Genomic DNA, 26,594 nt, shown 5'->3' on the forward strand with positions numbered 1-26,594 from the left:
CCGCGCACGCAGCGGCAGGTGTGAGGTGCCGATAATTCGCGAGTTATCGGCCTGACAGAGCAACCGCCCTTGCAACGGCGACGGAGCGTCATCCGGTGCCACCCGCGTGGCCGTGTTCGTTGGTGCGCAACTGTCCTAGGCTTCCTCAGTGCGAATGGAGCTGAGGCATCTGCACGTGGTGCTGACCGTGGCGCGGGCGGGCAGCATCAGCCGGGCCGCCTCCCAGATGAAGATCGCCCAGGCCGGGCTGACCGCTCAGGTGCGCAGGATCGAGGCGAGTCTCGGCGGGCCGTTGTTCCTGCGCCGCACCGACGGCGTCGAGCTGACCGAACTGGGCCGCCACGTCGTGCTGCGGGCCCAGGACCTGGTCGAACGGTTCGACGACCTGCTCGTCAGCTCGCGCAAGCTGGCCGAACGCGGCGACTCCGGCATCCGGCTCGGTGGTGTCGCGGGCTCGCCGACCGCGCTGCTGGTCGGGGTGGTCAGGGAGATGCTGCCGAGCCTGCCGCAGACCACGCACATCGAACGCGGCGGCGACGTCGTGCTGGAACTCGTGCGCACCGGCGACCTCGACCTGGCCCTGGTGGTGGAGTTCCCGCGCAGCCCGTTGCGGTTCCCGGAAGAGGTCGGCCTGCGCGGCGTCGTCACGGAACGCATGCTGATCGGTGTTCCGGCCGGCCATCGGCTGTCCGGCCGCAGCGAGGTGCTGCTGTCCGAACTCGCCGGCGAGGAGTGGGTCGTGCCGGACGAGAACCACGGCGGGCGGCTGAACCTCGACCTGGCCTGCGAGGCCGTCGGGTTCACGCCGAGGTGCGCGCACTTCGGCGTCGATCCGGTCGTCGCGGCCGACCTGGTGCGGTCGACCGGTGCCGTGGCGGGGTTCTTCCCCGGTCACGACCTGCCGGGCGTGCTGCTCAAGCCGATCATCGGCAACCCGCTGCACCGGCGGATCACGCTGGTGTGGAACACCGACGCCGCCGAACACGTGGACGACGTGCACGCCGGTCTGCTGCGCGCGTACCACGAGCGGACGCCGCACTCGGGCCGGCTGCTGGCGTCATGACCCGCTGGGCCTCGGCGCGTCCGGCCCCAGCACGTCGACCGCCGCCAGCCAGGCCGCTCCCGCCGCACCCTCCGTCGCCATGATCACCGCAGCGTTGCAGCGGGTGAGCAGTTCCTGCTTCAGGTGCGTGCCGACCGGGGTCTTGATCAGGCTGCCGACCAGCACGATCGGGGAGGTGTCGGACGGTTCGCGGACCGCCGTGGCCGTGTCGGCGAGCAGGCGGGCGGCGGACGCCACGATCGTCAGCGCCTCGGGATCGCCGTGGTGGTAGGCGGAACTCACCAACGGCGCGAACTGGGCGAGCGCGATGGGCGCCGCCGCGTTGACGGCGGTGATCAGCTGGCCTCGGTTGCGAGCGCCCGCCGCGGTCAGGACCGCGGTGGCCAGGCCTTCCAGCGGTGCGTCCAGGTCGAGCAGCTTCACCGTGGCGCGGACGGCTTCGCGGCCCAGCCAGAACGCCGAGCCGTCGTCGCCGATCAGCCAGCCGTAGCCGCCGGACTGGCCGACCATGCGGTGGCCCGAGATTCGGCCCGCGATGGAACCGGTGCCCGCCACCAGAACCGTGCCGTCCGCCGACGAGGTGCCGGTGGCGAAGGCGGCCTCGCAGTCGGTGACCACGCGCATCGGGCAGTGCAGGCCCGCGCGTTCCCAGGCTCCCTGGAAGAGGTCCAGGACCGCGGGGTCGGTCATGCGGGAGGCGCCCGCCATGCCGAGGACACCGCAGCGGACCTTGCGGGAGTCGAGACCGTCCAGCGCCTCCGCCAGCGCCTCGCCGATGTGGGCGGCGGCGACGGCGGGTGGGTGCGAGTTCGGGTTCGCGCCGCCCGCGAGGCCCTGACCCAGGCGGGCGCCGTCGAGTCCGAGCACCAGGGCCCTGGTGGACGTGCCGCCAGCGTCGAGTCCCACGACCAGATCCATAACGATCGAGTATGCCGAGAGACGCGCAGCTGAGGCACACCCAACCGGGTGTCACCTGACGAGAGCACGGTTACCGCTTGCGTTGTGGTGGAAGAACACCAACGATCCAGCAGGAACTCGATCACCCGGACGTACCACTGTGGACAGTGCGGGAACGATCAGGCTGTAGTCGAACGTGGCCGCGGGGGCGACGTCGACCAGGTCGTCGGTGTCGGCGGGCGCGGTGTAACGGCTCCGCACTCCGGCGGTGTAGGTCACCGGGCCGGACGGCAGAGCCGACCGCGCGACCGGCAGGACCACGACGTCGCTGTCGAACAGGTTCGTGTCGGACGAGCCGTCGAGGCCGTTCAGCGGCTGCTCGTCCACCACGTCCTCGGTGCCGGCCACCACCGTCCGGGCGAGCCAGATGTCGGCCGTCACTTCGCCTTCGGGGTTCGTCGGCTTCTCGGCGGTGGTCACGAAGTCCTTGCCGCCCACCGAGAACCGCACCTCCGGCTTGGTGTTGCTGCCGATGTTCGCCCAGGTGCTCCAGGTCGCGACGCCGAACGCCAGCAGGTCGGCGGTGGCCGTCGCGCCCACGTACCGCAGGTCGCCGCCACGCGCGGTGCGGTTCACCGCGCAGTCGTCCTGCACGCCGGGACCGCAGTCGGGCAGGCGGTCAGAACTCGCGCCGAGTTGGAGCACGGTCATCCGCGACTGGTAGCCGGGCTGGTCGAGGCCGCGCCCGGTGACGCGGTCACCGGCCACGGTCAGGCGCGACACCGGCTTCGGCGCCGCGTAGACCGGCACCCGCAGCGATCGGTCGCCGGTGAACGTCACCAGGCCGGACGCCTCCGCGAGGAACTGGCGGCCCTCGTCGAGCGAGACCGTGGGGTCGGGCGTCTTGCGCAGTGCGCGGGTGTTGGAGATCCGCAGTTGCACGTCCACCGAGGCCGAACCGCCCGGCCGCAGCACGACGGAGGGCGCGGTGACGTGGAAGGACACGCCGGGCACGCTGGTGATCGGCTCGTAGCCGGTGCGCAGCCGGACGGTCCGGGAGCCCTTGTTGACCAGCTCGAGAGTGCGGCTCATCCGCACCGGACCGCCCACCTCGACCGTGCCGAACGACGCGTCGCCCAGCACCAGCACGTCCGACGACAGGGCGGCGAGCCCGTCCACCCGGCCCGCGCCGACCCGCATCGGCGCCTCGCGCACACCCGACGAATCCCTGATCACGCCGGAGGCGGTGTTCATCAGCGCCGCCTTGACCTCGGCGACCGTCCACTCCGGATGGACCTCGCGCAGCAGTGCGGCGATGCCCGCCACGTGCGGCGACGCCATCGACGTGCCGCCCAGCGACACGCCGTCCGAGGCTGTCCCGGAGGCGGCGGAGAAGATCGTGTCACCCGGCGCGGCCACCGCGATCGACGAACGCGAGCGCGACGACGACGGCGTGATCGTGTCCGCGATCGACGGCTCGACGGAGGGCACCGCGACCTTCAACGCCGAGGTCAGGCGCGCGGTCAGCGTTCCGGCCTCCAGCGCCGGGCGCAGTGCGGACGAAGCCGCCGCCGTCAGCTGGAACGCGGGGATGTGGGCATTTCCGGCGATTCCGGCCGCGAACACCGGCAACGTCGTCGGCAGCAGCACCCCGGCCGCCCCGGCCTTCCAGGCGTTGTCCGTGCGGGCACCCGAACCGCAGGCGCGGGTCGCGTCGCTGTCGTCCCACTCCAGCCAGACGATCTTCCCGGCCAGTGGCTCCGAGATCGGCTGACAGCCATCCATATTGGACGAAAGCCGCACAACGGGCAGGGTGAGGTCGAAGGACTCCTTGAAGTTCTGGCTGTACTGGCCTGCCCACCGCTGCCCGGCGACCTCCAGCCCGTCCAGCATCGAGAACGAGTCGCGGCTGTTCGCGACGGAGATCGCCTCGGGGGTGTTGCCCGGCGAACCGGACACGTCGTAGAAGTCGCCGCCGTTGCCGGCCGCCGCGACCACCACGACGCCGTGCTCGACGAGCTTGCGCACGAACAGCGCGTCCGGGTCGTCCGGAGCACCGAAGTCGCTGCCCAGCGACAGGTTCACCACGTTGAGCCTGTCGGAGAAGTCGCCGTCGCCGTTGGGGTCGAGCGCCCAGTCCAGCGCCTGCGCGGTGAGGTTCGTGCCGCCCTTGCAGCCGAACACCTTCAACGCGTAGAGCTGCGCTTTCGGAGCCGTGCCCGGTCCGATCCTCATCGCGTCCAGGTCGATCGAGGAGTACGAACCGCGGTAGGTCGTGCCGTCGGCGTTGACCCCGAAGCCGGCCGCGGTGCCGGCGACGTGCGTGCCGTGGCCGTCGCAGTCCACCGGGTCGGCGTCCGGCTCCGGCAGGGACTCGGACGTGCCGGTGTAGGCGTCGCCCGCGAAGTCGTACCCGCCGACGACCTTGGCGTTCGGGAAGGTGCCGCCGCCGAAGTCGGCGTGCCGGTAGTCGATGCCGGTGTCGATCACGCCGATCCGCACGCCGTCGCCGAGCCGGCCGAGCGACTTCCACACCTCGGACGTCCGGGTGAGGCGGACGGCGTGCGCGTTCGAGAGCTTCTTGGGGACCATCCGGTGGATCGCCCGCACCTCGGGCATGCGCGCCAGCGCCGTCAGGCGCGACCTGTCCGCCGACAGCACGACGCCGGGCACCGCGTTGGTCGTTCGGGCGACTTCCCGGCCCCCGGACCGGGAGACGACCCGTGACGCGTGCTCCGAGGTCCGGTCCCGGGCTGAACGCGCCTGCGCAACGGTGCGTGACTCGACCGCTGCGGTCGAGGTCAGCTCGACGAAAACGGTTACAGTGTCGACTGGGCCGACCGGCGCGAGCAGTGCGCCCGTCAGGAGTGCTGCGGTCACCAGATTCATGATCAACTCCTCTTATTCATCGGACGACTTCGCGCTCAGCCCTAGACGCAGGCGGTATCGCGGGGCTATACATCCGATGTATTTCGTAGGGTGTGAGCAGAGGAGGAACGGCCGTGCAGTTCTTGCGCCTGGGGCCGGTCGGTGACGAACGTCCTGCAGTCAGGACCGACGACGGGACCACATACGACCTCCTGCCGATCACTCCGGACATCGACGGGGCGTTCCTCGCGAACGACGGCGTCAACCGCGTGCGCGCCGCTCTCGAAAGTGGTGAGCTCGAAGCCCTGAGCACGGAGGGCGTGCGCGTCGGGTCGCCGCTCGCGCATCCGGGCAAGGTCATCTGCATCGGCCTCAACTACCGCGACCACGCGGAGGAGACCGGCGCGGCCATCCCCGGCGAGCCGGTGATGTTCCTCAAGACGCCCGACACGATCGTGGGCCCGTACGACGAGGTGCTCGTCCCGCGCCGGTCCGTGAAGACCGACTGGGAGGTGGAGCTCGGCGTCGTCATCGGGCGCACCGCCCGCTACCTGGAGTCCGAAGAGGACGCTCTGGCGTGCGTCGGCGCGTACGTGCTCTCGCACGACGTCTCCGAGCGCGAGTTCCAGATCGAGCGCGGCGGGACGTGGGACAAGGGCAAGAACTGCGAGACGTTCAACCCGCTCGGCCCCTTCCTCGTGCCCGCCGACGAGATCGCCGACCCGCAGAGCCTGGACATGCGGCTCTGGGTGAACGGCGAGATCAAGCAGAACTCGTCCACCAAAAACATGATCTTCCCGGTGGCGGAGATCGTGCGCTACCTCAGCCAGTTCCTTGTCCTTCGTCCGGGTGACGTCATCAACACGGGTACACCCGCTGGTGTCGCGCTCGGCCAGCCGGAGCCGAAGCCGTACCTGCGCGCCGGTGACGTGGTCGAGCTGGAGATCGAGGGTCTCGGCAGGCAGCGTCAGATCCTCGGGCAGGCGTGATGCCCAAGATCACCGCGTTGGACGTGCTGGACATCAGGTTCCCCACGTCCCGCGAGCTCGACGGCTCCGACGCGATGAACCCGGACCCGGACTACAGCGCCGCGTACGTGGTGCTGCGGACCGACGAGGGACCCGAGGGGCACGGGCTCGCGTTCACCATCGGCCGTGGCAACGACGTGCAGGCCGCCGGCATCAAGGCGCTCGCACCGCACATCGTCGGCAAGGACGTGCCGGAGAACGCGAAAGCGCTGGCCGAGCTGTACTTCGAGCTGATCGGCGACTCGCAGATCCGCTGGCTCGGCCCCGAGAAGGGCGTCGCGCACATGGCGATCGGCGCCGTCGTCAACGCGGCCTGGGACCTCGCCGCGCGCCGCGCCGGGCTGCCCGTCTGGCGGTTCCTCGCCCAGATGTCGCCCGAGGAGATCGTCAGCCTCGTCGACTTCCGGTACCTGAGCGACGCCCTGACACCCGACGAGGCGCTGCAGATCCTGCGCAAGGTCGAGCAGGGCAAGGCCGAGCGCGTGGAAACCATTGCCCGCGAGGGATATCCGGCCTACACGACGTCACCGGGCTGGCTCGGCTACTCCGACGAGAAGCTCGCCGGTCTTGCCCGCCAGGCCCTCGCCGACGGGTTCGACATGATCAAGCTCAAGGTCGGCGGCAGCCTCGACGACGACGTCCGCCGGATGAAGCTCGCCCGCGAGGTCGTCGGCGAGGACACCCGCGTGGCGGTCGACGCGAACCAGCGCTGGGACGTCGACACGGCCGTGCGCTGGATGCGCGAACTGGCGCCGTACCACCCGTACTGGATCGAGGAGCCCACCTCCCCGGACGACGTGCTGGCGCACCGCGCGATCGGGGACGCGCTGTCCCCGATCCGGATCGCCACCGGCGAGCACGTGCAGAACCGCGTGATCTTCAAGCAGCTGCTGCAGGCCGGCGCGATCGACGTGCTGCAGCTCGACGCCTGCCGGGTCGCGGGCGTCAACGAGAACATCGCGATCCTGTTGCTGGCCAGGAAGTTCGACGTCCCGGTGTGCCCGCACGCCGGTGGTGTCGGCCTGTGCGAGCTGGTCAGGCACCTGTCGTTCTTCGACTACGTCGCGATCTCCGGTGAGGTCGGCGAGCGCGTGATCGAGTGGGTCGACCACCTGCACGAGCACTTCCTGGACCCGGCCGTCGTGGAGAACGGCCGCTACCTGGCACCCTCCGCGCCGGGGTTCTCCGCGCAGCTCAAGGACGAGACGCTGGCCGACTACGTCTACCCCGACGGTCCTGTGTGGACGGCACTGGAGGCCGAGAATGACTGACTTCGAAGGACTCGTCGCCGTCGTCACGGGCGGCGCGTCCGGCATCGGCCTCGCCACGGCCGAGCTGCTGAGCAGCAGGGGAGCCACGGTCGTCGCGCTTGACCTCATCCCGGAGGTCGCGGACCCGCTCGTCGGCATTCGCGCGGACGTGTCGGACGACGAGAGCGTCAAGGCCGCCATCAACGAGGTCGTCGAGCGGTTCGGACGGCTCGACGTCGTGGTGAACAATGCCGGCATCGGTGCGCAGGGCGACGTCACGGCCAACGACGACGCCCAGTGGGCCAAGGTGCTCGACGTGAACGTGCTGGGCATGGTCCGCGTCTCGCGGGCCGCGCTGCCGCACCTGCGGAACTCGCCGTCCGCGGCGATCGTCAACACCTGCTCCATCGCTGCCTGGGCCGGGCTCCCGCAGCGTGCTCTCTACTCGGCCAGCAAGGGCGCGGTGTACTCGCTGACGCTCGCGATGGCAGCCGACCACGTGCGCGAAGGCATTCGCGTCAACGCGGTCGCCCCCGGCACGGCGGACACCCCGTGGGTGGGCCGTCTGCTCGACTCGGCGCCGGACCCGGCCGCCGAACGAGCGGCGCTGGAGGCACGCCAGCCGCACGGCCGGCTCGTCTCCGCCGATGAGGTCGCGGGAGCCATCGCCTACCTGGCGAGCCCGCTTTCGGGTTCCACCGCCGGCACGATCCTCGCGGTCGACGGTGGCATGTACGGCCTGCGCTTGCGTCCCAAGCAGTCATGAAAGGCAATTCAACGATGAAGCGTCGCAACCTCACCGCCGCGGTGTGCCTCGCGCTCGCCGGTGCACTGACACTGTCCGCGTGCGGCGGTGGTGCCGCCGGCACCGGTGCCGGTGGCGTCGGCCCGATCGGCGCCGACCACCCGCGGGCCGACTCCGACTTCTGGAACTCCTACATCAAGTACTTCCCGGACAAGGCCAAGGAACTCGGGATCAACCTGCTGAACCCGACCAACTCGCAGAACAAGGTCGAGAACCTGGTCGCCAACGCGCAGTCGTTGCAGTCGCTGGGCGCCAAGGCGATCGTGATGGCCCCGCAGGACACCGGCGCGATCGCGTCCACTTTGGACCGGCTCGACAAGGCCGGCATCCCGGTCGTCACCGTCGACACCCGTCCGGACAAGGGCAAGACCTACATGGTCGTGCGCGCGGACAACAAGGCGTACGGCGAGAAGGCCTGCAAGTTCCTCGGCGACAAGCTGGGTGGCAAGGGCAAGGTCGTCGAGTTCCAGGGCGCGCTGTCGTCGGTCAACGGCCGCGACCGCTCCGAGGCGTTCGCCGCCTGCATGAAGCAGAACTACCCCGGCATCACGGTGTTCGAGGAGCCGACCGACTGGGACGGCGCCAAGGCGTCCGCGGCCCTGCAGACCAGGCTGAACCAGCACCCGGACATCAACGGCATCTACATGCAGGCCGGTGGCGTGTTCCTCGCGCCGACGCTGCAGGTGTTGAAGCAGAAGGGGTTGCTGGTCCCGCCGAGCGACCCCAAGCACGTCTTCATCGTCTCCAACGACGGCATCCCGTCGGAGCTGGAAGCCATCCGCAAGGGCGAGATCGACGCGACCGTGTCGCAGCCGGCCGACCTCTACGCGCAGTGGGCGCTCTTCTACGCGAAGGCCGCCGTCGAGGGCAAGAAATTCCAGCCCGGCCCGACCGACCACGACTCCACCATCGTCGATGTCGGCGGTGGCCGGCTGGAGGACCAGCTCCCGGCTCCGCTGATCACCAAGGAGAACGTCGACGACAAGGCGTTCTGGGGCAACCAGATCTGATGAACGAGTACGCAGCTGTCGCGCGGGGCGTCACGAAGCGGTTCGGGCGCACGCTCGCGTTGGACGACGTGGGCATCAAGATCCGGGCCGGTGAGTCGCACGCGCTCGTCGGTCGCAACGGCGCGGGCAAGTCGACGCTGGTCTCGATCCTGACCGGCATGCAGACGCCGGACGCGGGCGAGGTCAGCTTCTTCGGCGAGCCCGCGCCGCCCGTCGCCGACAGTTCGGCCTGGCGCCGTCACGTCGCCTGCGTCTACCAGAAGTCGACGGTCGTGCCGGAGCTTTCGGTCGCCGAGAACCTGTTCATCAACCGGCAGGACCTCGGCGGCGGCCTGATCAGCTGGAAGAAGCTTCGCGCTGAGGCCTCATCGTTGCTGGAGACCTACGACGTGGCGGTGAACCCCGAGTCGTTGGTGTCCACGCTGACCGTCGAGCAGCGGCAGCTCGTCGAGATCGCGCGGGCGTTGTCGATCGGCTCGCGCTTCGTGATCCTCGACGAACCGACCGCGCAGCTCGACGGCCCGGCGATCGAGCGGCTGTTCGACCGGATGAGGTCGCTGCAGGACAAGGGAGTGACGTTCCTGTTCATCTCCCACCACCTGCAGGAGGTCTACGAGGTCTGCCAGACGGTGACGGTCTACCGCGACGCGCGGCACATCGTCACCGCTCCAGTGGCCGAGATGTCGAAGCCCGACCTGATCGAGGCGATGACCGGTGAGGCCGGTGGGCTGAACGTGCCCAGCGGCGACGACAGGCCGTCGTCTGCCGAGGAAGTGCTGACCGTGTCGGCGTTGAGCGGGGACCACTTCTCGGACATCTCACTGTCCGCGCGGAAAGGCGAGGTCATCGGGCTCGCGGGCAGTGCGTCGTCCGGCAAGCACGAGTTCGCGGAGACCGTCTACGGGCTGCGCAAGCCGTCTCTTGGCACGATCTCGGTGAACGGTTCGGTGGTGCGTGGAGGCGATGTTCCGGCCGCTCTGAAGGCGGGAATCGGCTGTGTACCACGGGATCGGCACCATCAGGGGCTCGTGCTGGACCTGTCGATCGCGGAGAACGCGACGATGAGCACCGCCGGTGCGTTCGTGTGGCCGTCCGCACAGCGATCGGCCGGCAGCACGGCGATCGCGTCGTACGACGTCAAGGCCGCCGGTCCGGACCAGCCGGTCTCGGACCTGTCCGGCGGCAACCAGCAGAAGGTCGTGATGGCGCGGGCGCTGGCCGGCGATCCGTCCGTGCTGGTGCTGATCAACCCGACCGCGGGTGTCGACGTGAAGTCCAAGGAGTCGCTGCTCGGGGTCGTCGACGCGCAGGCGCGCCGGGGCAAGGCCGCGATCGTCGTCTCCGACGAGCTCGACGACCTGCGGGTCTGCGACCGTGTGCTGGTGCTGTTCCACGGCCGGGTCGTGCGGGAGTTCGCACGCGGCTGGCGCGATCAGGAACTCATTGCGGCGATTGAAGGAATGAGCTCAGAATGACCAAGGCCATGACGCCGGTCGCGGCACCCGCGCCTGAGAAGCAGAAGCTCCGGTTGGCGCGCTACCAGGACCTCGCGCTGGTCCCGGTGATCATCCTCCTGCTGATCATCGGGGCGATCCTGTCGCCGATCTTCCTCACGCCGAACAACCTGATCGCCGTGCTGACCCAGCAGAGCGAGCTGTCGTTGCTGGTGCTGGGCCAGGCGATGATCCTGATCGTCGGCAAGATGGACCTGTCGCTGGAGTCGACGGTCGGTCTCGCGCCCGCGCTGGCGGTCGCGTTGATCATTCCGTCGACGGCCGGTGGGCTGGACGTAGGGTTCGCGGCGTGGCTGGCGTTGCCGCTGTGCCTGCTGATCGGCGTCGCGATCGGTGGCCTGAACGGGTTCCTGATCCTCAAGGTCGGGCTGTCCGGGTTCATGGTGACGCTGGGCATGCTGACGTTGCTGCGCGGTCTGCAGCTCGCGATCACCGAGGGCAAGTCGCTGATCGACGTGCCGGAGTCGTTCCTGTACCTGGGTTCCACGACGTGGCTCGGGCTGCCGGCGGCGGTGTGGATCTGCGTCGTCTGTTACGCGGCGGGCATCTTCGTGCTGAAGTACCTGCGCGCCGGCCGTTCGCTGTACGCGATCGGCGGCAACTCGGAGGCGGCGCGGGCCGCCGGTATCCGGGTCGACCGCGTGGTGTGGACCGTGCTGATCATCGGTTCGGTGCTGGCCGTGATCGCGGGCATCCTGATGACCGGACGGCTCGGCTCCGTTGCCGCCACGCAGGGCGAGGGCATGATCTTCCAGGTCTTCGCGGCCGCGGTGATCGGCGGAATCTCGCTGCAGGGCGGCAAGGGCACGCTGTTCGGCGCGTTGTCCGGCGTGCTGATGCTGGGGCTTGTGGAACAGATCCTGCGGTTGCAGGGTGTTTCCGGCTTCTACATCAAGGCCTCGTACGGCGCGGTGATCATTCTCGCGCTGATCGTGACCCGGTTCGCGACCGGGCAGAAACAGGAGTGAGCGTTGGAGACCGTTGCGTTGCACACCCGGCTTCGCGAGGGACGCGAGGCCGACTACGACCGCATCCACGCGACGATTCCCTTGGAACTGGACGGGGCGCTGCGCGAGGCCGGGGTGTCGTCGTGGCGGATCTGGCGTTCTGGGCGCGAGCTGTTCCACCTCGTCGAGGTCGATGACTTCCGCGCGATGCGCGCCTATCTGGCCGAGCACCCCGCCAACGTTCCATGGCAGGCTCGGATGGCCGAACTGCTGGAGGTCGAGGACGACTACTCCGGCGCCGAACCCGCTGTGCGACTCGTGTGGGAGCTGCCGTGAAGGTCGCTGTTTCTCGTCTTGGCTTCGGTGCCGCGCCGATCGGGAACCTGTACCGGGAGACGCCCGATGCCGATGCCCTCGGTGCGGTGGAGGCGGCATGGGCTGCCGGCGTCCGGTACTTCGACACGGCGCCGCACTACGGGCTCGGGTTGTCGGAGCGCCGGCTCGGTGAGGCACTGGCCGGCAAGCCGCGCGACGAGTACGTGATCTCGACGAAGATCGGGCGGGTGCTGGAGCCGTTCGACGGCACCGGGCTCGACGACGAGGGCTTCGCGGTGCCGCGGACGTTCCGGCGGATCCGGGACTACTCGGCAGATGGTGTTCGCCGATCCATCGAGTCCTCTTTGGAGCGTCTCGGAACCGACCGGGTGGAGATCGTTTATATCCACGATCCGGACGACTACTGGGATGCGGCTTTCGGCGAGGCCTATCCGGCGCTGGAGGAGTTGCGGTCGCAGGGCGTCGTGGGCGCGATCGGCGTCGGGATGAACCAGTGGGAGATGCCGGAGCGGTTCGTCCGCGAGACCGACATCGACGTGGTGATGCTGGCCGGGCGGTACACGTTGCTGGAACAGCCTGCGCTGCCGTCGTTCCTGCCCGCCTGCGTCGAGCGAGGTGTTTCGGTGGTGGCCTGCGGGGTGTTCAACTCCGGCCTGCTGTCGAAGCCCGTCGTGGCCGCCGACGCCAAGTACGACTACGAAGAGGCTCCTGCCGCTCTGGTGGCGCGGGCTCGGGCGATCGCGTCGGTCTGCGAGCGGCACGGGGTGACGTTGCCCGAGGTAGCGATCCAGTTCGCGCTCGGGCATCCCGCCGTGGTGTCGGTCGTGATCGGCTCGCGCAACGCCTCACAGATGACCTCGAACGCCGCCTACTTCTCGGCTTCGATCCCGGCCGGCCTGTGGGAGGAGCTGAAGTCGTTGGGACTGCTGGGTACGGAGGTTCCGACGCCGTGATCGTCGACGCTCACCACCACCTGTGGGATCTGTCCGTCCGGGACCAGGGCTGGATCACCGATCCCCCGATGGGCGTGCTCCGGCGGTCGTTCCTGGAGCCGGATTTCGTCGCCGCCGCACCCGCGGTCTCCACATCCGTGCTGGTGCAGACGGTGTGCGTGCCGGAGGAGACGCCGGAGTTTCTGGCCATCGCCGCGTCTTCGGACGTCGTCGGCGCGGTGGTGGGCTGGACGGACCTGACCTCGGCTGCCGTCGGCGACTCGTTGGCCGCGTTGGTGGACAGTCCCGATGGTTCGTGGCTGCGCGGGATCCGGCACCAGGTACAGAGCGAGCCTGACCCGGAGTGGTTGTGCCGCAAGGACGTCTGGCACGGACTGGCGGCCGTCGGTGCTGCCGGGCTGGTCTACGAACTGCTGACGGTGCCGCGCCAGATGCCGGCCGCGCGCCGGACCGTGGCGGCGTTGCCGCAGGTCGAGTTCGTGGTGGAACACTGTTCCAAGCCCGCGATCGGTGCCGATCCGGGGGAGTGGGCCGAGCTGATCCGGTCGCTGGCGGCGCACGAGAACGTGACGTGCAAGCTGTCCGGCCTGGTCACCGAGGCCGACTGGAAGTCGTGGGACGTGGCAACGCTCCGGCCGTACTTCGAGGTCGTGCTGGACGCGTTCGGGCCTGAGCGGCTGATGTTCGGCTCGGACTGGCCCGTGTGCCTGCTGGCGGCCACCTACGAGGAATGGCTTGGTGCGGCTCGGGAGCTGGTCGCCGAGCTGTCGCCCGACGAGCAGGCCGCGATCTTCTCGAGCACTGCTCGCCGGGTCTACGGGCTCTAGAACAGCGCCTTCAGCTCGTTGATCAGCTCGGGAGTCGCTCCGGCGAGCGGTTCGCGGACCGGGCCCGCCGGCAGGCCGAGCAGGGTGAGCGCGGCCTTGACGGCGACGGCACCGGGTTCGCGGGTCATGATCGCAGTGATCACCGGCAGCAACGCCTGGTGGCGGCGCAGGGCTTCCTTGTTGTCGCCCTCGTCGTAGGCGTCGAGCATCGCCCTGATCTCGTTGCCGACGACGTGGCCGACGGTGCTGACCGTGCCGACGCCGCCGATCGAGTACAGCGGCAGGATCAGCTCGTCGTTGCCGGAGTAGAAGTCGAGGCCGGTCTCGGCGATCACGCGCGCGGTCGCGAGCAGGTCGACCTTGCAGTCCTTCACGCCGACGATCCGCGGGTGTTCGGCGAGCCGGAGCAGCGTCTCGGTCTCGATCGCGGTGCCGGTGCGGCCGGGGATGTCGTAGAGCAGCGCCGGGAGGCCGGACGCGTTCGCCACCTGCCTGAAGTGGTTCTCGACGCCTTCCTGCGTGGGCTTGCTGTAGTAGGGCGTGACGACGAGCAGGCCGTCGGCGCCGTTCTCCTCGGCGCTTCGGGCGAGCTCGATGGTGTGGCGCGTGGAGTTGGTGCCGACGCCCGCGAGGATCTGTGTGCGGTCGCCGACGGCCTCCTTGACGGCCCTGATGATCTGCGTCTTCTCGGTGTCCGTGGTGGTGGGCGCCTCGCCGGTCGTGCCGTTGACGACCAGCCCGTCCGCGCCACCCTTGTCGACGAGGTGCGCCGCCAGCTCCTGCGCACCCTTGAGGTCCAGGTCACCGTCGGGGGTGAACGGGGTGACCATCGCTACCAGCACTCGTCCGAACATGACTCCAGCGTGACTCCAGTCTTCGCAAAGTTCCAGTTAGAAGTTCTGCCCGGAACGTTAAGCTGAGCTTTGTGTTGGATGTGCGAAGGCTCCGATTGCTCCACGCCCTGTCGGTCCACGGCACGGTCACCGCCGCCGCGGAGGCCCTGCACGTGACCTCTCCGGCCGTGTCCCAGCAGCTGGCCGCGCTGGAACGGGAGGCCGGCGTGGCCCTGGTCGAACGGGAGGGGCGCCGGCTGGTGCTCACCCGCGCCGGGCACGTGCTGGCGGCACACACCCAGCTGGTTCTCGACCAACTGGCCGCGGCGGAGGCGGACCTGGCGTCGCTGCGCACGTCCGTGTCCGGCGCCGTGCGCGTCGGCGCGTTCGTGTCGGTCGCAGCCTTGCTGCCGCGCGTGATCCAGGTGCTGCGGTCGGCGCACGGGTCCGATGTGGACCTGTTCGTGCACGAGATGGAACCCGAGGCGTCACTGCCCGCGTTGCGGCGCGGGGACATCGACATCGCGGTGATCCACTCGTACAACATCATGCCGCGCTCGCTGCCCGAGTCCTGCGAGTCGTTCGAGTTGTTCGTGGAACCGGTCAACGTGGCGCTGCCGTTGAGCGATCCCTTGGTACAGCAGGATTTGGTGGACCTGTCCGTGCTGGCCGACCGGCCGTGGATCATGCCGCGCACCGACGCGTCGTGCCACGAGCTGACGCAGCGGGCGTGCGGTGCCGCCGGGTTCGTGCCCCGGGCGCAGGCCTACTGCGACGACTTCGGGGTGATGTGCGGGCTGGTCGAGGCCGGGCTGGGGGTCGCACTGGTGCCGTCCGTGGCCCGGCGGCCCGGGGTGGCGTTGCGGCCGTTGAAACAGCAGATCTTCCGGACGGTCTCGGCCGTGGTGCGGAACCGGGCGGACGGTCAGCCAGCCGTTCGGGTGGTCTTGGAACAGCTCCGGCAGGTCTAGGCGTAGTGAGAATCTCAGATTCCAGATCACGCCGATACCGTTTCATTCGTGTCCGAACCCACGTTCCGGCAGAGACGGCTAGGCAGGGCTCTTCAGTTGCTGCGCGAGAGGGCACGTCTCAGCCAAAAGGACATCGCCGAGCGGCTGCGCTACAACATCGCGAAGGTCAGTCGCATCGAGAACGGCCAGGTGCCGGACTACAGCGCGTTCGAGACGATGCTCGACGTCTACGGCGTCATCGCCGACGATCAAGAGCCATACGTCGAGATGTGGCAGCTTGCCGAAGAGAAGGCCTGGTGGCACCAGTACCGGCTGGAGGATCAGGGCTACATCAGCCTTGAGCACGACGCCGCGGTGATCCTGACTTTCCAGGCGAGCTACGTCCCTGGCCTGCTGCAGACGAAGAGGTATATGCGTGCGCTGTTCGCCAGCGTGCGGTCGCCGCGGTCGAAGAAGTGGGTCGAGGACCAGATCGCGATTCGAACACGCCGACGGCAGCGCCTTGAGAGTGACAAGCCGGTCCGGTACCACGCGATCATCATGGAATCCGCGCTTCGCCACGCAGACCGGGAACAGCTGTCGTACATCAACGAGGTGGCCGGGCTGCCCACCGTCACAGTGCAGGTCATCCCGGACTCCGTGGGTCTGCACGAGGGGTACAACGGTTCGTTCACCCTGCTGGACTTTCCTTACCCCAGCGACCCCCGCGTGCTGTACGTCGAGCACACCGAAGGGTCGATCCACATCGAGGATCCGGCTCGGGTGAAGTCGGCTACCCTTACTTTCAAGCACCTCTCGAAGCTGGCGTTGATCCCCGAAAAATCCGCCGCGTTGATCGGGAGGCTGGCTGCCGAGAGGTAGGGATCGAAGTGTCCGTCGTGTGGCGCAAGAGCAGTCGCAGCAACAGCGGGGGCAACGGCGACTGCGTCGAGGTGTCGCTCGGCAGCTCCACAGCGTTCGTGCGTGACTCCAAGAACAAGCCATCGACCATCGCGGTTCCCGGCTGGGATGCGTTCCTGGACGCGGTCAAGCGTGGAGACCTAGGCCAGGTCTGACAGCCACTGCTCGACGCCGGCCACGTGCACCGTGGACCAGCTGCGCGCGAGTTCCGGCTGGTGTGCGGCCAGCGCGTCGACGATGGCGCGGTGCTCGGCGACCGTGCGGTCCACGGCGTTCGACTGGGTGATGCCGCGCCAGATGCGGACGCGGACGGTCGGGCCGGCCAGCGTGTCGAGGAGCTGGGCCAGGTAGGCGTTGCCCGAGCACTGGGCGATGGCGCGGTGGAAGTCGAGGTCGTGCTCGACCAGTTCCTCCACGGACTTCGCGCCTTCGGCCGCGTCGCAGAGGGCGCGGAGCTTGATGATCTCCTCCGGGTCGACGCGCTGGGCGGCCATCGCGGCCGCAGCGGGCTCGAGAATCCGGCGTACCTGGAGAACTTCCAGCACCGAATCTTCGCCGCGGTGCAGGTCGAGCACGAAGGAAAGCGCGCCGAGCAGGTCGTCCGCGCGAAGTGACGAGACGTACGTGCCGTCGCCCTGGCGGACGTCCAACACCCGGACGAGTGACAGTGCCTTCACGGCCTCGCGCAGCGAGTTGCGCGACAGGCCGAGACGTTCTGCCAGGTCAGCCTCACGCGGGAGGCGGTCGCCGGGCTTGAGCTCGCCCGAAACGATCATCTCCTTGACGCGCAGGATCGCATCGTCAGTGACTGCCACGGCACCCTCAACTCGTCGTAGACCTCGGATGTCTGGGGGCCAGTATGCGCCACGGATGGTCATCTTCGTGGCATCCCGGTCTTTTCGGGCCTGATTCACCAGGTGCTATGTAAGATGGTTATCTCTTAACGAAGCGTGACGCGGACCTCTGTTGTGGCCATAATGGTCTGGACCATTCAAGGAGGGATCTTGGACGCCGTTGTCGCAGCACCGCGCGCATTGCTCGGTCGCACGATCGTCGGTCCTGCCTCGGTGCGGATCAGGGACGGCCGCATCGTCGAGGTGACCACCGGTGAAGCACCACCCGGCGCGGAGGTCCTGTCCGACGGCCTGCTGACACCGGGCCTGGTCGACGTGCAGGTGAACGGCGCCGTCGGCGTCGACTTCGCCGAGGTGGACGCCGCCGGAATGCGTGCCGTGGCCGAAGCTCTGCCGTCCACCGGTGTGACCCGGTTCTTGCCCACGTTGATCACCGCACCGGTCGACGTGGTCCTGAGGCAGGCGCGGGCGGTTCTGGCCGCCTCCGCCGCTCTGCCGGACGGAGTTGGTGCCCGCCCCCTCGGCGTGCACCTCGAAGGCCCCTTCCTGTCGCCCAAAAGGGCAGGGGTGCACGACCCGTCGTTCATGGTCGAGCCTGGTCCTGACCAGATCTCGGCCCTGCTCGACGACGAGCTGATCCGCCGCGCCCTGCGGATGGTGACGATGGCTCCCGAACAGCCCGGTGGCCTGGAGGCGGTACGCCGTCTCGTCGAGGCCGGCGTGCTCGTCGCGGTGGGCCACTCCGACGCCACGGGTGAGCAGACCCGCGCCGCCGCCGACGCGGGTGCCCGCATGGTGACGCATCTGTTCAACGCCCAGCGTCCGCTGGGGCATCGCGAACCTGGGGTTCCCGGGGTGGCGCTGGTGGACGAGCGTTTCACGCTCGGGCTCATCGCGGACCTGGCCCACGTGGGCCCGGACGTGTGCCGCCTTGTGTTCAACGCCGCCGGGGCGCGAGTCGCACTGGTGACGGATGCCGTTGCCGCCGCAGGGATGCCGCCTGGGCGCTACCACCTCGGAGGGGCGGACGTACTGCTCACCGAGGAAGGGGTGCCCCGGTCGCCGGAGGGCACGATCGCGGGTTCCGCGCTCACGCTCGACCGAGCGGTGCGGAACATCGTGTCCGTGGGTGTTCCGGTGGCCGACGCGCTGGCGTCGGCGACGATCGTGCCCGCCGAGGTCATCGGTGAGTCCGGTCTCGGCCGGCTCGCGCCGGGGGCCGTCGCGGACCTGGTGTGGTGGGACGACGACCTGCGGCCCAGGAAGGTCTGGGTCGACGGGCGGGTCGTGTTCGACGCCGAGGTGCCCGTGGCACCGGTCGTGGCCGGGTACGCCACCGCAGGACAGTGAGCAAAGGCCCGCTCGGCGACAGCCGAGCGGGCCTTTCACCGGGCGAAGAAAGAGCCCGCCTGGGGGGACCAGGCGGGCTCTCGTCCTTGCCGGAACTACCGGGTGCGCGTGACCTTGTTCAGGCCGCGCGGGCTGTCCGGGTCGCCGCCGCGTGCCAGTGCCAGGCCGTGGGCCAGGCGCTGCACGGGGAGGATCTCCAGCACCGGCGCCACTTCCTCGGCGGTCTCGGGGATGGCGATGGCGAGCGTCGCCCCCATCTTCTCCGAGGCCGAGCCGACGGCCACGACGTCGGCACCGCGCTGGTGCACCACGTCCAGGGCGTCGCGCAGCGAGTCGCCGCCCTTGCCCAGCGACGTGATGGCCAGGACCGCGGTCTCGCCGTCCACCGCGGCCACCGGACCGTGCAGCAGGTCGGCGCCGCTGTAGGCGCGGGCCGCCAGGTACGACGTCTCCGCGAGCTTGAGGGACGCCTCCAGTGCCGTGGCGTAGGAGTAACCGCGGCCCGTGGTGAGGACGCGGTCCACGAACCGGTAGCGGCGCACGGCCTCGTCGACGGTCGGCGCCGCCTGGTCGAGGGTCACCTGGGCGAGCTCGCCCAGCGACGCCGCCGCCTCGCCGTTGCCGCCGCGAACCGCGTCGATCAGCAGGTAGAGGGCCAGCAGCGTGGCCGAGTAGGTCTTGGTGGCGGCCACCGCGTGCTCGACGCCCGCCGAGACGTCCACCGAGAGTTCGGCGGCCGCGTTCAGCGGGGAGTCCGCCGTGTTGGTCACGGCCACGGTCAGGGCGCCGCGCCTGCGGTAGGAGGCGGTGACCTCCAGGAGGTCGGGCGAGCCGCCGGACTGGGAGACCGTGACCAGCAGGACGTCGCGCAGGTCGGGCTCCGCGCCGTACAGCGTCGTCGTGGACGCGGAGACCAGGCCCGCGGGGAGCTGGAGCAGGATCTCGGTCAGGTACTTCGCGTAGATCGCGGCGTGGTCGCTGGAACCGCGAGCCGCGAAGAGCACGAAGCGCGGGGCGCGTTCGCGGATCACGGCGGCCACCTCGGCGATCGCGGACCGCGAGGCGTAGAGGTCGGAGAAGATCGACGGCTGCGCGGCGATCTCCGCTGCCATGTGCCGGCCTGGCTGGGGCGTGGTCATGTCGTGCCTTTCAGGATCAGCTCGGCCGCGGCTCGGAGGCTCACCCGAGAACCGCCGTGGGTGTCGACGCGGGCGACGCTGCCCAGGTCCGGACCAGGCACGCCGGTTTCGACGTGCACCACGTCCAGCTGCAGATTAGTTAAGTTTGTTACCAGTTGTCGAGCGGCGGAGTGGCGGTGGGCGTCGCGCGTGACGACCACAATCGTGCGGTCACCAGCGACTTTCGCAACTTCGCCGGCCGAGATGTCGCGTGCCGCGATCACCTCGGTGCCGGGAAGTACCTCCTTGAGGTACGGGCCCAGGCCCCACGGGACATCGCCGACCGCGATCGAGGAGTCCACCACCAGGTCGACGACCACCGGGTCCGTACCGACACTAACCCGGCCACGTGCGGAGACAGCGCGTCGAGCGGCTGTGAGACCGATCTCGGCGTCGTGGGCGTCGACGGTGGACGGCGGGAGGCCCAGCGCCAGGGAGCGGGCGGCTGCCTGGGTCAGGCGTTCCTCGGACAGGTCGCCGGACTTCACAGCCGCGACGATCGAGTCGATCAACCACTGCAGGTCGTCGTCGTCCAGGGCCATGCCGCCCAGGCACAACGAGTCCACCCCGGCGGCCAGGGCCCGGACGGCGCCGACGGCCAGGTCGCCGCCCACGGCCTTCATGTCCAGTCCGTCGGTGATCACCGCGCCGGTGAAGCCCAGCTCGGTGCGCAGCAGGTCGATGGCGTGCTTGTTCAGCGTCACCGGCGCCGGACCCCACTCGGGGATCACGAGGTGGCCGGTCATGATCGAGCGGACGCCCGCGTTCACGGCCGCCCGGAACGGGACGAGCTCCACGGCGCGCAGTTGTTCCTCGGTGCGGGGAAGCACCGGGAGCTGCTCGTGGGAGTCCTCAGTGGACGCTCCGTGGCCGGGGAAGTGCTTGGCGCAGGCGGCAACGCCCACGGTCTGCAGGCCCTCCACCCACGCGGCGACGTGCCGGGCGGCGAGCATCGGGTCCGAGCCGAACGCCCGGACGCCGATGATCGGGTCGTCCAGCGTCAGCACCAGGTCGGCGGACGGCGCCAGGTTCAGCGAGATCCCGCACTTCGCCAGCCGCGCGCCGATGGACGCGGCCACCGAGCGCGTGAGGTCCAGGTCGTTCGCCGCGCCCAGGGCGTGGTTGCCCGGTACCTCGGAGCCGCGGCCCGCGTCGAGACGCGTGACGTCGCCGCCCTCCTCGTCGATGCCGATCACCACGTCCGGGCGCACCGAACGCAGTTCGGTGCACAACCTGGTCACCTGGGCGTCGTCGACGACGTTGCGCCCGAAGAGCACAACGCCGCCGAGACCGTCAGCGACCCGCCGCAGCAACCAGTCGGGGGCGGTCGTTCCGGTGAAGCCGGGAAGCAGAACGGCAGCGGCCAACTGATCCACGCGTCATCCCTTCACTGCACCGGCGGTGACGCCGGCGACCATCTTGCGTTGCACGATCAGGAAGAACACCAGCGCGGGCACGGTGAACAGGACGGACGCGGCCATCGCGCCACCCCAGTCCGTGCCGAACGCGGTCTCGAACCCGGACAGCCACACCGGCAGAGTTTCCTTGTCCTGGCTGCGGATCAGCACCTTGGCGAACAGGAACTCGTTCCACGCGGTGATGAACGCGAACACCGAGGTGGCCACGAGGCCCGGTCCCAGCAGGGGCAGGGTCACTTTCTGGAACGCCTTCCAACGGCCGCAGCCGTCGACCATCGCGGCTTCCTCGAGCTCCACCGGGATGCCGTTGACGAACCCGCGCAACGTCCACGCGCAGAACGGCAGCGTCACCGCGAAGTACACGAGGATCAGCGACGAAAGGTGTTCGTAGAGCTGAAGATCCCGCATCATCAGGAACATCGGGATCAGCAACGCCTCGAACGGCGCCATCTGCGCGACCAGCATCAGCAGCACGAAGCTCTTGCGGCCGCGGAACGCGAAGCGCGACATGGCGACCGCGGCGGTGATGCCGATGACGATCGCGGCGACGACCGCGGTCAGCGTCACGATGAGGCTGTTGCCGAGCGAGGACAGGAAGCCCGGCTTCGTCCATGCCGTCACGAAGTTCGTGAACGTCACCGAGAACGGGATCAGGTCGTAGTCCGACGTGATCGTCGAACCCCTGGGCTTCAGCGCCGTCGTGATCATCCAGTACGTCGGGAAGAGGAAGAACAGCGCGAGCGCGAGACCCGCGATGTTCGCCGCGGACTTCTTGAGCATCAGAGCTTGCCCTCCTCGGTCTGCAGCAGCTTGCGCAGGTACTGGAACGTGATCAGGCCGAGGATGACCATCATCAGCACGGAGATCGCGGCCGCGACGCCGAAGTGGCTCTTCGCGATGCCTTCCAGGTACTGCAGCACCGGCAGCGTCGTGCTCTCACCGTTGGGACCGCCCCCGCGGAACACCCAGATCTGGGCGAAGACCTTGAAGTCCCACAACGTCGACAGGAACGTCACCATCATCAGCAGCGACCGGATCTCCGGCCACGTCACCGCGCGGAACGTCTGCCAGCCCGTCGCGCCGTCGATGCCCGCTGCCTCGTAGAGGTCCCGGGGGATGCCGACGAGTCCCGCGTAGAGCGAGAAGGCGAGGAAGGGGATCGCCTGCCAGATGATCAGCAGGCCGACCACGGACAGCGTCGACGTGCCGGAGGAGAACCACGAGTAGCCGGCGAACGAGTCGAAGCCCAGCTGCACCAGCGTCTTGTTCAAGATGCCGTAGTTCTGGTCGAACATCCACTGGTAGACCGTGGTCGACGCGAGGATCGGCATGGCCCAGGCGCAGAGCATCGCGATCTGCAGAGCGATTCGCACCCACGGCGTGAGCACGCGCATCAGCAACGCGATCCCGAGGCCCATGCCCACCGAGGCGACGACGACGGAGACGGTGAACACGACGGTGCGCAGCGAGACTTCCCAGAAGCGCTCGTCCTTCAGCACCGTCACGTAGTTCTCGAAGCCCGTCCACACGACCTCACCGCGAACGAGCTCGCCAAGGTTCAGCTGTTGGAAGCTCGTCACGAAGACGGAGACGACCGGCCAGCCGATCAGCCAGAGGATCGCGATGAGAGCGGGAGCGAGCAGCAGGTAGGGCAGCGCCCGGTCGAAGGCGCCGCCCCGGCGGCGGCGCTTGCGCGCCCCACCCGTCACGGCAGGCGGCAGCGCCGGGGGGATGTTCCCCACCGGCGCTGCCGTTTCGGTCGTTTTGACGGCCGTCATCTCAGCTTGGCTAGGCCATGGCCTTGGTGATGGCGTCGCTCGCGTCCTTCGTTGCCTGGTCCAGCGTCTTGGCGCCGGTCAGGTACGCGGTGAGAGCGTCCTTCAGCGGGTTCTGGCCCGCCTCGACGGCCGCCCACTTCGGCGTCACCGGGGTGACCTTGCCGTTGGGGGAGGAGGCCGCGAGAGCCTTGCCGACCGCGTTGGTGGCCAGCTTGGCGGTGTCCTTCGAGGTGCCGGGAACCGCGCCGCCCTCGGCGAGCATGTCCTGGTACTTCTTGGACGACAGCAGCGCCAGGTACTTCTTGGCCGCATCGGTGTTCTTGCTGGACGCCGGGATGGCGAGGTTCGAGCCGCCCAGGAACACGGGAGCGGACGAGCCGGCCTTCTTGGACGGGATCGGGAACGCCGAGGTCTTGTCCGCCAGGTCCGGCTTCGCCTTCACGGCGCCGCCGAGCTCCCACGGGAGGCCGACCATCATGCCCACGTTGCCCGTGCCGAAGACCTCCATCTGCTGGGGCTTCGCCTCGTCGATGTCAGCCGGGACCTTCTTGGTGGCCGACGCCTCGTAGATCGCCTTGTAGGCCTCGAAGCCCGCCTTCGCCTGCGGGGTGTCGAGCGCGCCGGTCCACTTGCCGGCGTCCTGCTTGGCGATGTCGCCGCCCTCGTCCCAGATCAGCGAGAGCAGGAAGTACCAGGACTGACCCGGCAGGTACAGGGCCTGGAAGTCCGGGTTGGACGCGTTGGCGGCCTTGAGCTTGTTGATCGCGTCGATCCACTCGGCCCGCGAGGCAGGCGGCGTCGTGACGCCGGCCGCCTGGAGCAGGTCGGTGCGGTAGATGACGGTGCGGTTCGCGGCGTAGAACGGAACGCCGTACTGCTTGCCGTTGAGCGTCAGCGAGTCCTTGAGACCACCCAGCCACTCACCGCTGTTGAACTGACCGGCGTCAGCGGTCAGGTCGGCCAGCGTGCCCTGGTCGGCGAAGCTCGCCGTCTGGGTGTTGCCGAGCTCGATGACGTCCGGCGGCGTGCTGCTCGCCAGCGCCGTGGTCAGCTTCTCCTGAATGCCGGTCCACTTCTGGACCTCGTACTTGACCTTGATGCCGTTCGCTGACTCGAACTCCTTGTTCAAGGCGTCGGTCAGGGTCGGCGCCGCTGAGCCGTCCATGAGCCACACGGTGATCTCTTTGGTCTCCGTGCCGCCACCGCTCGTGCTCGTGCCACAACCTGACACGGCCACTGCCAGCGCGGCGGCACCGACAGCGAGTCCTCTCCAGCCCTTCACAGTTCGCGCCCTTTCACCAAGCCCGGCACTCGGCCGGAACGTCCAAGTGGTGTAGACCAATGCGGAACAGCGTGTGCTGCGTCACCGCGTCTGTCAAGCGCGTTGCCAAGACGTTGCGAAGTCATCGGACGAATTTCGAGGCGGATGTAGGGGGTTCGGACGCACGAATCGACACGGACAAGGCATCCTTGTGATGCGTGACATGGAGTGCGAGGAGGAGGCCATGCTGGAGACGACGCCTGCATCAGGCGTGGACGCCAGGACACGGGCGCAACGCGAACCCAAGTACTGGGGTCTCAAGCGGCACCTGCTCGACCTGTTGAGGGCGTTGCCGCCCGGTTCGCCGATCCCCACGGAACGGTCGCTGGCTGCGGAGTTCGACGTCTCCAGGACGACCGTCCGCCAGGCGCTCGCCGAGCTGACGGTCGAAGGCCGGCTGCTCCGAGTGCAGGGCAAGGGCACCTTCGCGGCGGAACCGAAGGTCGCCCAGAGGTTGCAGCTGTCTTCGTACACAGAGGACATGAGAGCCCAGGGCCGCGTGCCGTCGTCGAAGCTGATCGAGGCTTCGGAGATGCCGGCGGAGGCCGAGCTCGCCCGGTACCTGGGCGTGCGTCCCGGTGCCAAGGTCCTGCGCCTGCACCGGCTGCGGCTCGCCGACAACGAGCCGATGGCCATCGAGACGACGCACCTCGCGCTGGGCCGCTTCCGCGGGCTGCGCCGGTACCTGGCGCCCGGTGCCTCGCTGTACCAGGTGCTGTCCGAGCGGTTCGGTGTCGAGATGGGACACGCCGAGGAGACGATCGAGACGGCGCTCGCCTCGCCGGAGGAGGCGGAGCTGCTCGGCGCCGACATCGGCCTGCCGATGCTGCTGCTGTCGCGGCACTCGTTCGACACGGAGGGCAATCCGATCGAGTGGGTCCGGTCGGTCTATCGAGGTGACCGCTACAAGTTCGTCGCCACGCTGAACCGGCCCTCTTGATCGCCTGGGGCACGCCACGCGCCCGCTGGGTGCTGACGACGACGATCCTCGGCTCGGGCATGGCCATGCTCGACGGGACGATCGTCAACGTGGCGTTGCCCCGGATCGGCGCGGAGTTCTCCGCGTCGGTGACGGACCTGCAGTGGATCCTCAACGGGTACCTGCTCGCGCTGGCCTCGCTGATCCTGATCGCCGGTTCGCTCGGCGACAGGTTCGGCCGGCGGCGGGTCTACGTGATCGGCGTGATCTGGTTCGGCGTGGCGTCGTTGCTGTGCGGCGCCGCGTGGAGCGCGCCGGTCCTGGTGGCGGCACGTGTGCTGCAGGGTGTGGGTGCGGCGTTGCTGACGCCCGGCGCGCTGGCGATCCTGCAGTCGTCGTTCAACCGGGAGGACCGTTCGCGCGCCATCGGCGCGTGGTCCGGACTGTCCGGTGTGGCCACGGCGGTCGGGCCGCTCGTCGGCGGGTTGCTGGTGCAGGCCTGGTCTTGGCGGCTCGCGTTCCTGGTGAACCTGCCGGTGGCCGCGCTCTGCGTGTACCTGGCGCTGAAGTTCGTGCCGGAGTCCCGCGACGAGTCGGCCGGCCACCCCAACTACCTGTCCGCGCTGGTCGGGGCCCTGGGGCTGGCTTTGTTGACTGGTGGGATCGTTGAACAATCCTACATTGTGACAATCCTCGGATTGCTCGCCATGATCGCATTCGGCCTGCTGCAGAAACGGTCCAGCGACCCGCTCGTCCCTGTAGAATTGTTCAACAATCGAACATTCCTACTTTCCAACGTTCTGACGTTCCTCGTCTACGCGGCGCTGGGCGGCGTGATGGTGCTGCTCGTGCTGCAACTCCAGATCTCGCTCGGCTACTCGCCGACGGCGTCGGGCCTGGCCAGCGTGCCGATCACGATCATCATGCTGCTGGCGTCGTCGACGTCCGGGAAGATCGCTCAGCGGCACGGCCCGCGCCTCCAGCTGATCGTGGGGCCGATCCTCGTGGGCGTCGGAATGTTGTTGCTGCGCAACACCACACCGGGCGCGTCGTATGTCTTCGGCGTGCTGCCCGGCGTGCTGGTGTTCGGCATCGGCCTGGCGATCGTGGTGGCTCCGGTGACCGCCACGGTGCTCGCCTCCGCTCCTGATCACCACGCGGGTGTCGCGTCCGGGGTGAACAACGCCGTGGCGCGCACCGGCAGCCTGCTCGCGATGGCCGTGCTACCCGCGGCCGTGGGCCTGACGGGCGACGACTACACGAACCCGGCAGTCATGACCGCCGGGTGGGAGATGGCTCTCGTGCTGTGCGCGGTCGCGGCGATCATCGGCGGTGTGCTCGCGATCGGCGTGGACAACCGCGTGCTCGACGCGGCGCCTGAGCAGCACGACGCACCGCACCCCGGCGAGTGCCTGCACTGCGGCGTGGAGGGCCCGCCGACGCACATCCGGTCAGGTGGCGAGAAGTCGCACCAGTAGCGCTCAGGCCACCAGCAAGCGGGCCAGCAGTGGTCGGGCTGACAGCGAGCGCGCCAGTAGCGGTCGGGCCGGCAGCGAGCGCGCCAGCAGTGGTCG

Annotated in this window: 25 protein-coding genes; 16 read left to right on the top strand and 9 right to left on the bottom strand. The window is 69.0% G+C overall.

The genetic code is table 11. The features are described from left to right. The first annotated feature begins 154 nt into the window (after positions 1-154). The gene (locus tag BLR21_RS21900; protein ID WP_090007683.1) at positions 155-1,063 is read left to right on the top strand and encodes a LysR family transcriptional regulator; all 909 of its coding nucleotides are present in this window, start codon (positions 155-157) and stop codon (positions 1,061-1,063) included. On the opposite strand, the gene BLR21_RS21905 is transcribed toward BLR21_RS21900, so the two are convergent. Further along, a complete protein-coding gene (locus BLR21_RS21905; protein ID WP_338061060.1) occupies positions 1,058-1,969 on the bottom strand; it encodes an N-acetylglucosamine kinase in 912 nt (303 codons plus the stop codon). The two genes, BLR21_RS21900 and BLR21_RS21905, sit on opposite strands and share 6 nt — an antisense overlap. Positions 1,970-2,032: 63 nt before the next feature. Continuing rightward, entirely contained in the window at positions 2,033-4,849 is a 2,817-nt protein-coding gene (locus tag BLR21_RS21910; RefSeq protein ID WP_090007687.1) for a S8 family peptidase, read from the bottom strand. Positions 4,850-4,962: 113 nt separating this feature from the next. Between BLR21_RS21910 and BLR21_RS21915 the strand changes: the two genes are divergently transcribed. From BLR21_RS21915 to BLR21_RS21955, 9 genes are read left to right on the top strand one after another with little or no spacing between them, the layout of a single operon-like run. Beyond that, positions 4,963-5,817, top strand: a complete 855-nt coding sequence (locus BLR21_RS21915) for a fumarylacetoacetate hydrolase family protein (protein WP_090007689.1) — start codon at positions 4,963-4,965, stop codon at positions 5,815-5,817. Continuing rightward, positions 5,817-7,127: an enolase C-terminal domain-like protein gene (locus BLR21_RS21920; protein ID WP_090007829.1), complete on the top strand. Its 1,311-nt coding sequence runs from the start codon at positions 5,817-5,819 to the stop codon at positions 7,125-7,127. The genes BLR21_RS21915 and BLR21_RS21920 overlap by 1 nt, the downstream gene beginning before the upstream one ends. Then, on the top strand, positions 7,120-7,872 hold the full coding sequence (locus BLR21_RS21925) for an SDR family NAD(P)-dependent oxidoreductase (protein ID WP_090007691.1): 753 nt from the start codon (positions 7,120-7,122) through the stop codon (positions 7,870-7,872). Before BLR21_RS21920 ends, BLR21_RS21925 begins: the two co-directional genes overlap by 8 nt. Positions 7,873-7,886: 14 nt before the next feature. Then, positions 7,887-8,921, top strand: coding sequence for a sugar ABC transporter substrate-binding protein (locus BLR21_RS21930; protein WP_090007693.1), 1,035 nt, complete (start codon positions 7,887-7,889; stop codon positions 8,919-8,921). Next, positions 8,921-10,396 carry a sugar ABC transporter ATP-binding protein gene (locus tag BLR21_RS21935; RefSeq protein WP_090007695.1) on the top strand — a complete coding sequence of 492 codons (1,476 nt, stop codon included), beginning with the start codon at positions 8,921-8,923 and terminating at the stop codon, positions 10,394-10,396. The genes BLR21_RS21930 and BLR21_RS21935 overlap by 1 nt, the downstream gene beginning before the upstream one ends. Further along, positions 10,393-11,403 (top strand): ABC transporter permease, encoded by a 1,011-nt coding sequence (locus BLR21_RS21940; RefSeq protein WP_090007697.1) that lies wholly within the window; start codon positions 10,393-10,395, stop codon positions 11,401-11,403. The genes BLR21_RS21935 and BLR21_RS21940 overlap by 4 nt, the downstream gene beginning before the upstream one ends. A 3-nt stretch (positions 11,404-11,406) precedes the next feature. Next, positions 11,407-11,718, top strand: a complete 312-nt coding sequence (locus BLR21_RS21945; protein WP_090007699.1) for an L-rhamnose mutarotase — start codon at positions 11,407-11,409, stop codon at positions 11,716-11,718. After that, on the top strand, positions 11,715-12,671 hold the full coding sequence (locus BLR21_RS21950) for an aldo/keto reductase (protein ID WP_256334851.1): 957 nt from the start codon (positions 11,715-11,717) through the stop codon (positions 12,669-12,671). The genes BLR21_RS21945 and BLR21_RS21950 overlap by 4 nt, the downstream gene beginning before the upstream one ends. Then, positions 12,668-13,498, top strand: a complete 831-nt coding sequence (locus BLR21_RS21955) for an amidohydrolase family protein (protein WP_090007703.1) — start codon at positions 12,668-12,670, stop codon at positions 13,496-13,498. Before BLR21_RS21950 ends, BLR21_RS21955 begins: the two co-directional genes overlap by 4 nt. Here BLR21_RS21955 and dapA read toward each other — a convergent pair. Then, complete coding sequence (gene dapA / locus BLR21_RS21960; protein ID WP_090007705.1) at positions 13,495-14,352, bottom strand: 4-hydroxy-tetrahydrodipicolinate synthase; 858 nt, start codon at positions 14,350-14,352, stop codon at positions 13,495-13,497. The two genes, BLR21_RS21955 and dapA, sit on opposite strands and share 4 nt — an antisense overlap. A gap of 80 nt (positions 14,353-14,432) precedes the next feature. Between dapA and BLR21_RS21965 the strand changes: the two genes are divergently transcribed. Genes BLR21_RS21965 through BLR21_RS21975 form a run of 3 tightly spaced genes read left to right on the top strand, consistent with a single transcriptional unit; the run spans position 14,433 to position 16,357 of the window. Further along, positions 14,433-15,302 (top strand): LysR family transcriptional regulator, encoded by an 870-nt coding sequence (locus BLR21_RS21965; RefSeq protein ID WP_218130925.1) that lies wholly within the window; start codon positions 14,433-14,435, stop codon positions 15,300-15,302. A 48-nt stretch (positions 15,303-15,350) separates the two neighbouring features. Next, positions 15,351-16,163 carry a helix-turn-helix domain-containing protein gene (locus BLR21_RS21970; RefSeq protein ID WP_176929735.1) on the top strand — a complete coding sequence of 271 codons (813 nt, stop codon included), beginning with the start codon at positions 15,351-15,353 and terminating at the stop codon, positions 16,161-16,163. 8 nt (positions 16,164-16,171) lie between these two features. Next, positions 16,172-16,357: a DUF397 domain-containing protein gene (locus BLR21_RS21975; RefSeq protein WP_256334852.1), complete on the top strand. Its 186-nt coding sequence runs from the start codon at positions 16,172-16,174 to the stop codon at positions 16,355-16,357. Here BLR21_RS21975 and BLR21_RS21980 read toward each other — a convergent pair. Beyond that, on the bottom strand, positions 16,343-17,017 hold the full coding sequence (locus tag BLR21_RS21980; protein ID WP_030480584.1) for a FadR/GntR family transcriptional regulator: 675 nt from the start codon (positions 17,015-17,017) through the stop codon (positions 16,343-16,345). The two genes, BLR21_RS21975 and BLR21_RS21980, sit on opposite strands and share 15 nt — an antisense overlap. Positions 17,018-17,206: 189 nt before the next feature. Between BLR21_RS21980 and nagA the strand changes: the two genes are divergently transcribed. Further along, positions 17,207-18,406 (top strand): N-acetylglucosamine-6-phosphate deacetylase, encoded by a 1,200-nt coding sequence (nagA, locus tag BLR21_RS21985; protein WP_090007713.1) that lies wholly within the window; start codon positions 17,207-17,209, stop codon positions 18,404-18,406. Positions 18,407-18,501: 95 nt separating this feature from the next. Here nagA and BLR21_RS21990 read toward each other — a convergent pair whose 3' ends face one another. The 5 genes from BLR21_RS21990 to BLR21_RS22010 are packed head-to-tail and all read right to left on the bottom strand — an operon-like array spanning position 18,502 to position 24,062. Beyond that, complete coding sequence (locus BLR21_RS21990; protein WP_090007715.1) at positions 18,502-19,545, bottom strand: SIS domain-containing protein; 1,044 nt, start codon at positions 19,543-19,545, stop codon at positions 18,502-18,504. Then, complete coding sequence (locus tag BLR21_RS21995) at positions 19,542-20,960, bottom strand: glycoside hydrolase family 3 protein (RefSeq protein WP_090007717.1); 1,419 nt, start codon at positions 20,958-20,960, stop codon at positions 19,542-19,544. Before BLR21_RS21995 ends, BLR21_RS21990 begins: the two co-directional genes overlap by 4 nt. Positions 20,961-20,963: 3 nt before the next feature. Further along, positions 20,964-21,782, bottom strand: a complete 819-nt coding sequence (locus tag BLR21_RS22000; RefSeq protein WP_090007719.1) for a carbohydrate ABC transporter permease — start codon at positions 21,780-21,782, stop codon at positions 20,964-20,966. Then, complete coding sequence (locus tag BLR21_RS22005) at positions 21,782-22,780, bottom strand: carbohydrate ABC transporter permease (protein ID WP_090007721.1); 999 nt, start codon at positions 22,778-22,780, stop codon at positions 21,782-21,784. Before BLR21_RS22005 ends, BLR21_RS22000 begins: the two co-directional genes overlap by 1 nt. Before the next feature lie 10 nt (positions 22,781-22,790). Then, a complete protein-coding gene (locus tag BLR21_RS22010) occupies positions 22,791-24,062 on the bottom strand; it encodes an extracellular solute-binding protein (RefSeq protein ID WP_090007723.1) in 1,272 nt (423 codons plus the stop codon). 223 nt (positions 24,063-24,285) lie between these two features. Here BLR21_RS22010 and BLR21_RS22015 point away from each other — a divergent pair, with 223 nt between their 5' ends. Both BLR21_RS22015 and BLR21_RS22020 read left to right on the top strand, forming a co-directional pair. Then, complete coding sequence (locus BLR21_RS22015) at positions 24,286-25,041, top strand: GntR family transcriptional regulator (protein WP_030480591.1); 756 nt, start codon at positions 24,286-24,288, stop codon at positions 25,039-25,041. Further along, positions 25,038-26,498, top strand: a complete 1,461-nt coding sequence (locus BLR21_RS22020; RefSeq protein WP_256334853.1) for an MFS transporter — start codon at positions 25,038-25,040, stop codon at positions 26,496-26,498. The genes BLR21_RS22015 and BLR21_RS22020 overlap by 4 nt, the downstream gene beginning before the upstream one ends. Positions 26,499-26,594: the final 96 nt, after the last annotated feature.

This window comes from Lentzea albidocapillata subsp. violacea (genome assembly GCF_900100275.1).
Lineage (GTDB): Bacteria > Actinomycetota > Actinomycetes > Mycobacteriales > Pseudonocardiaceae > Lentzea > Lentzea violacea.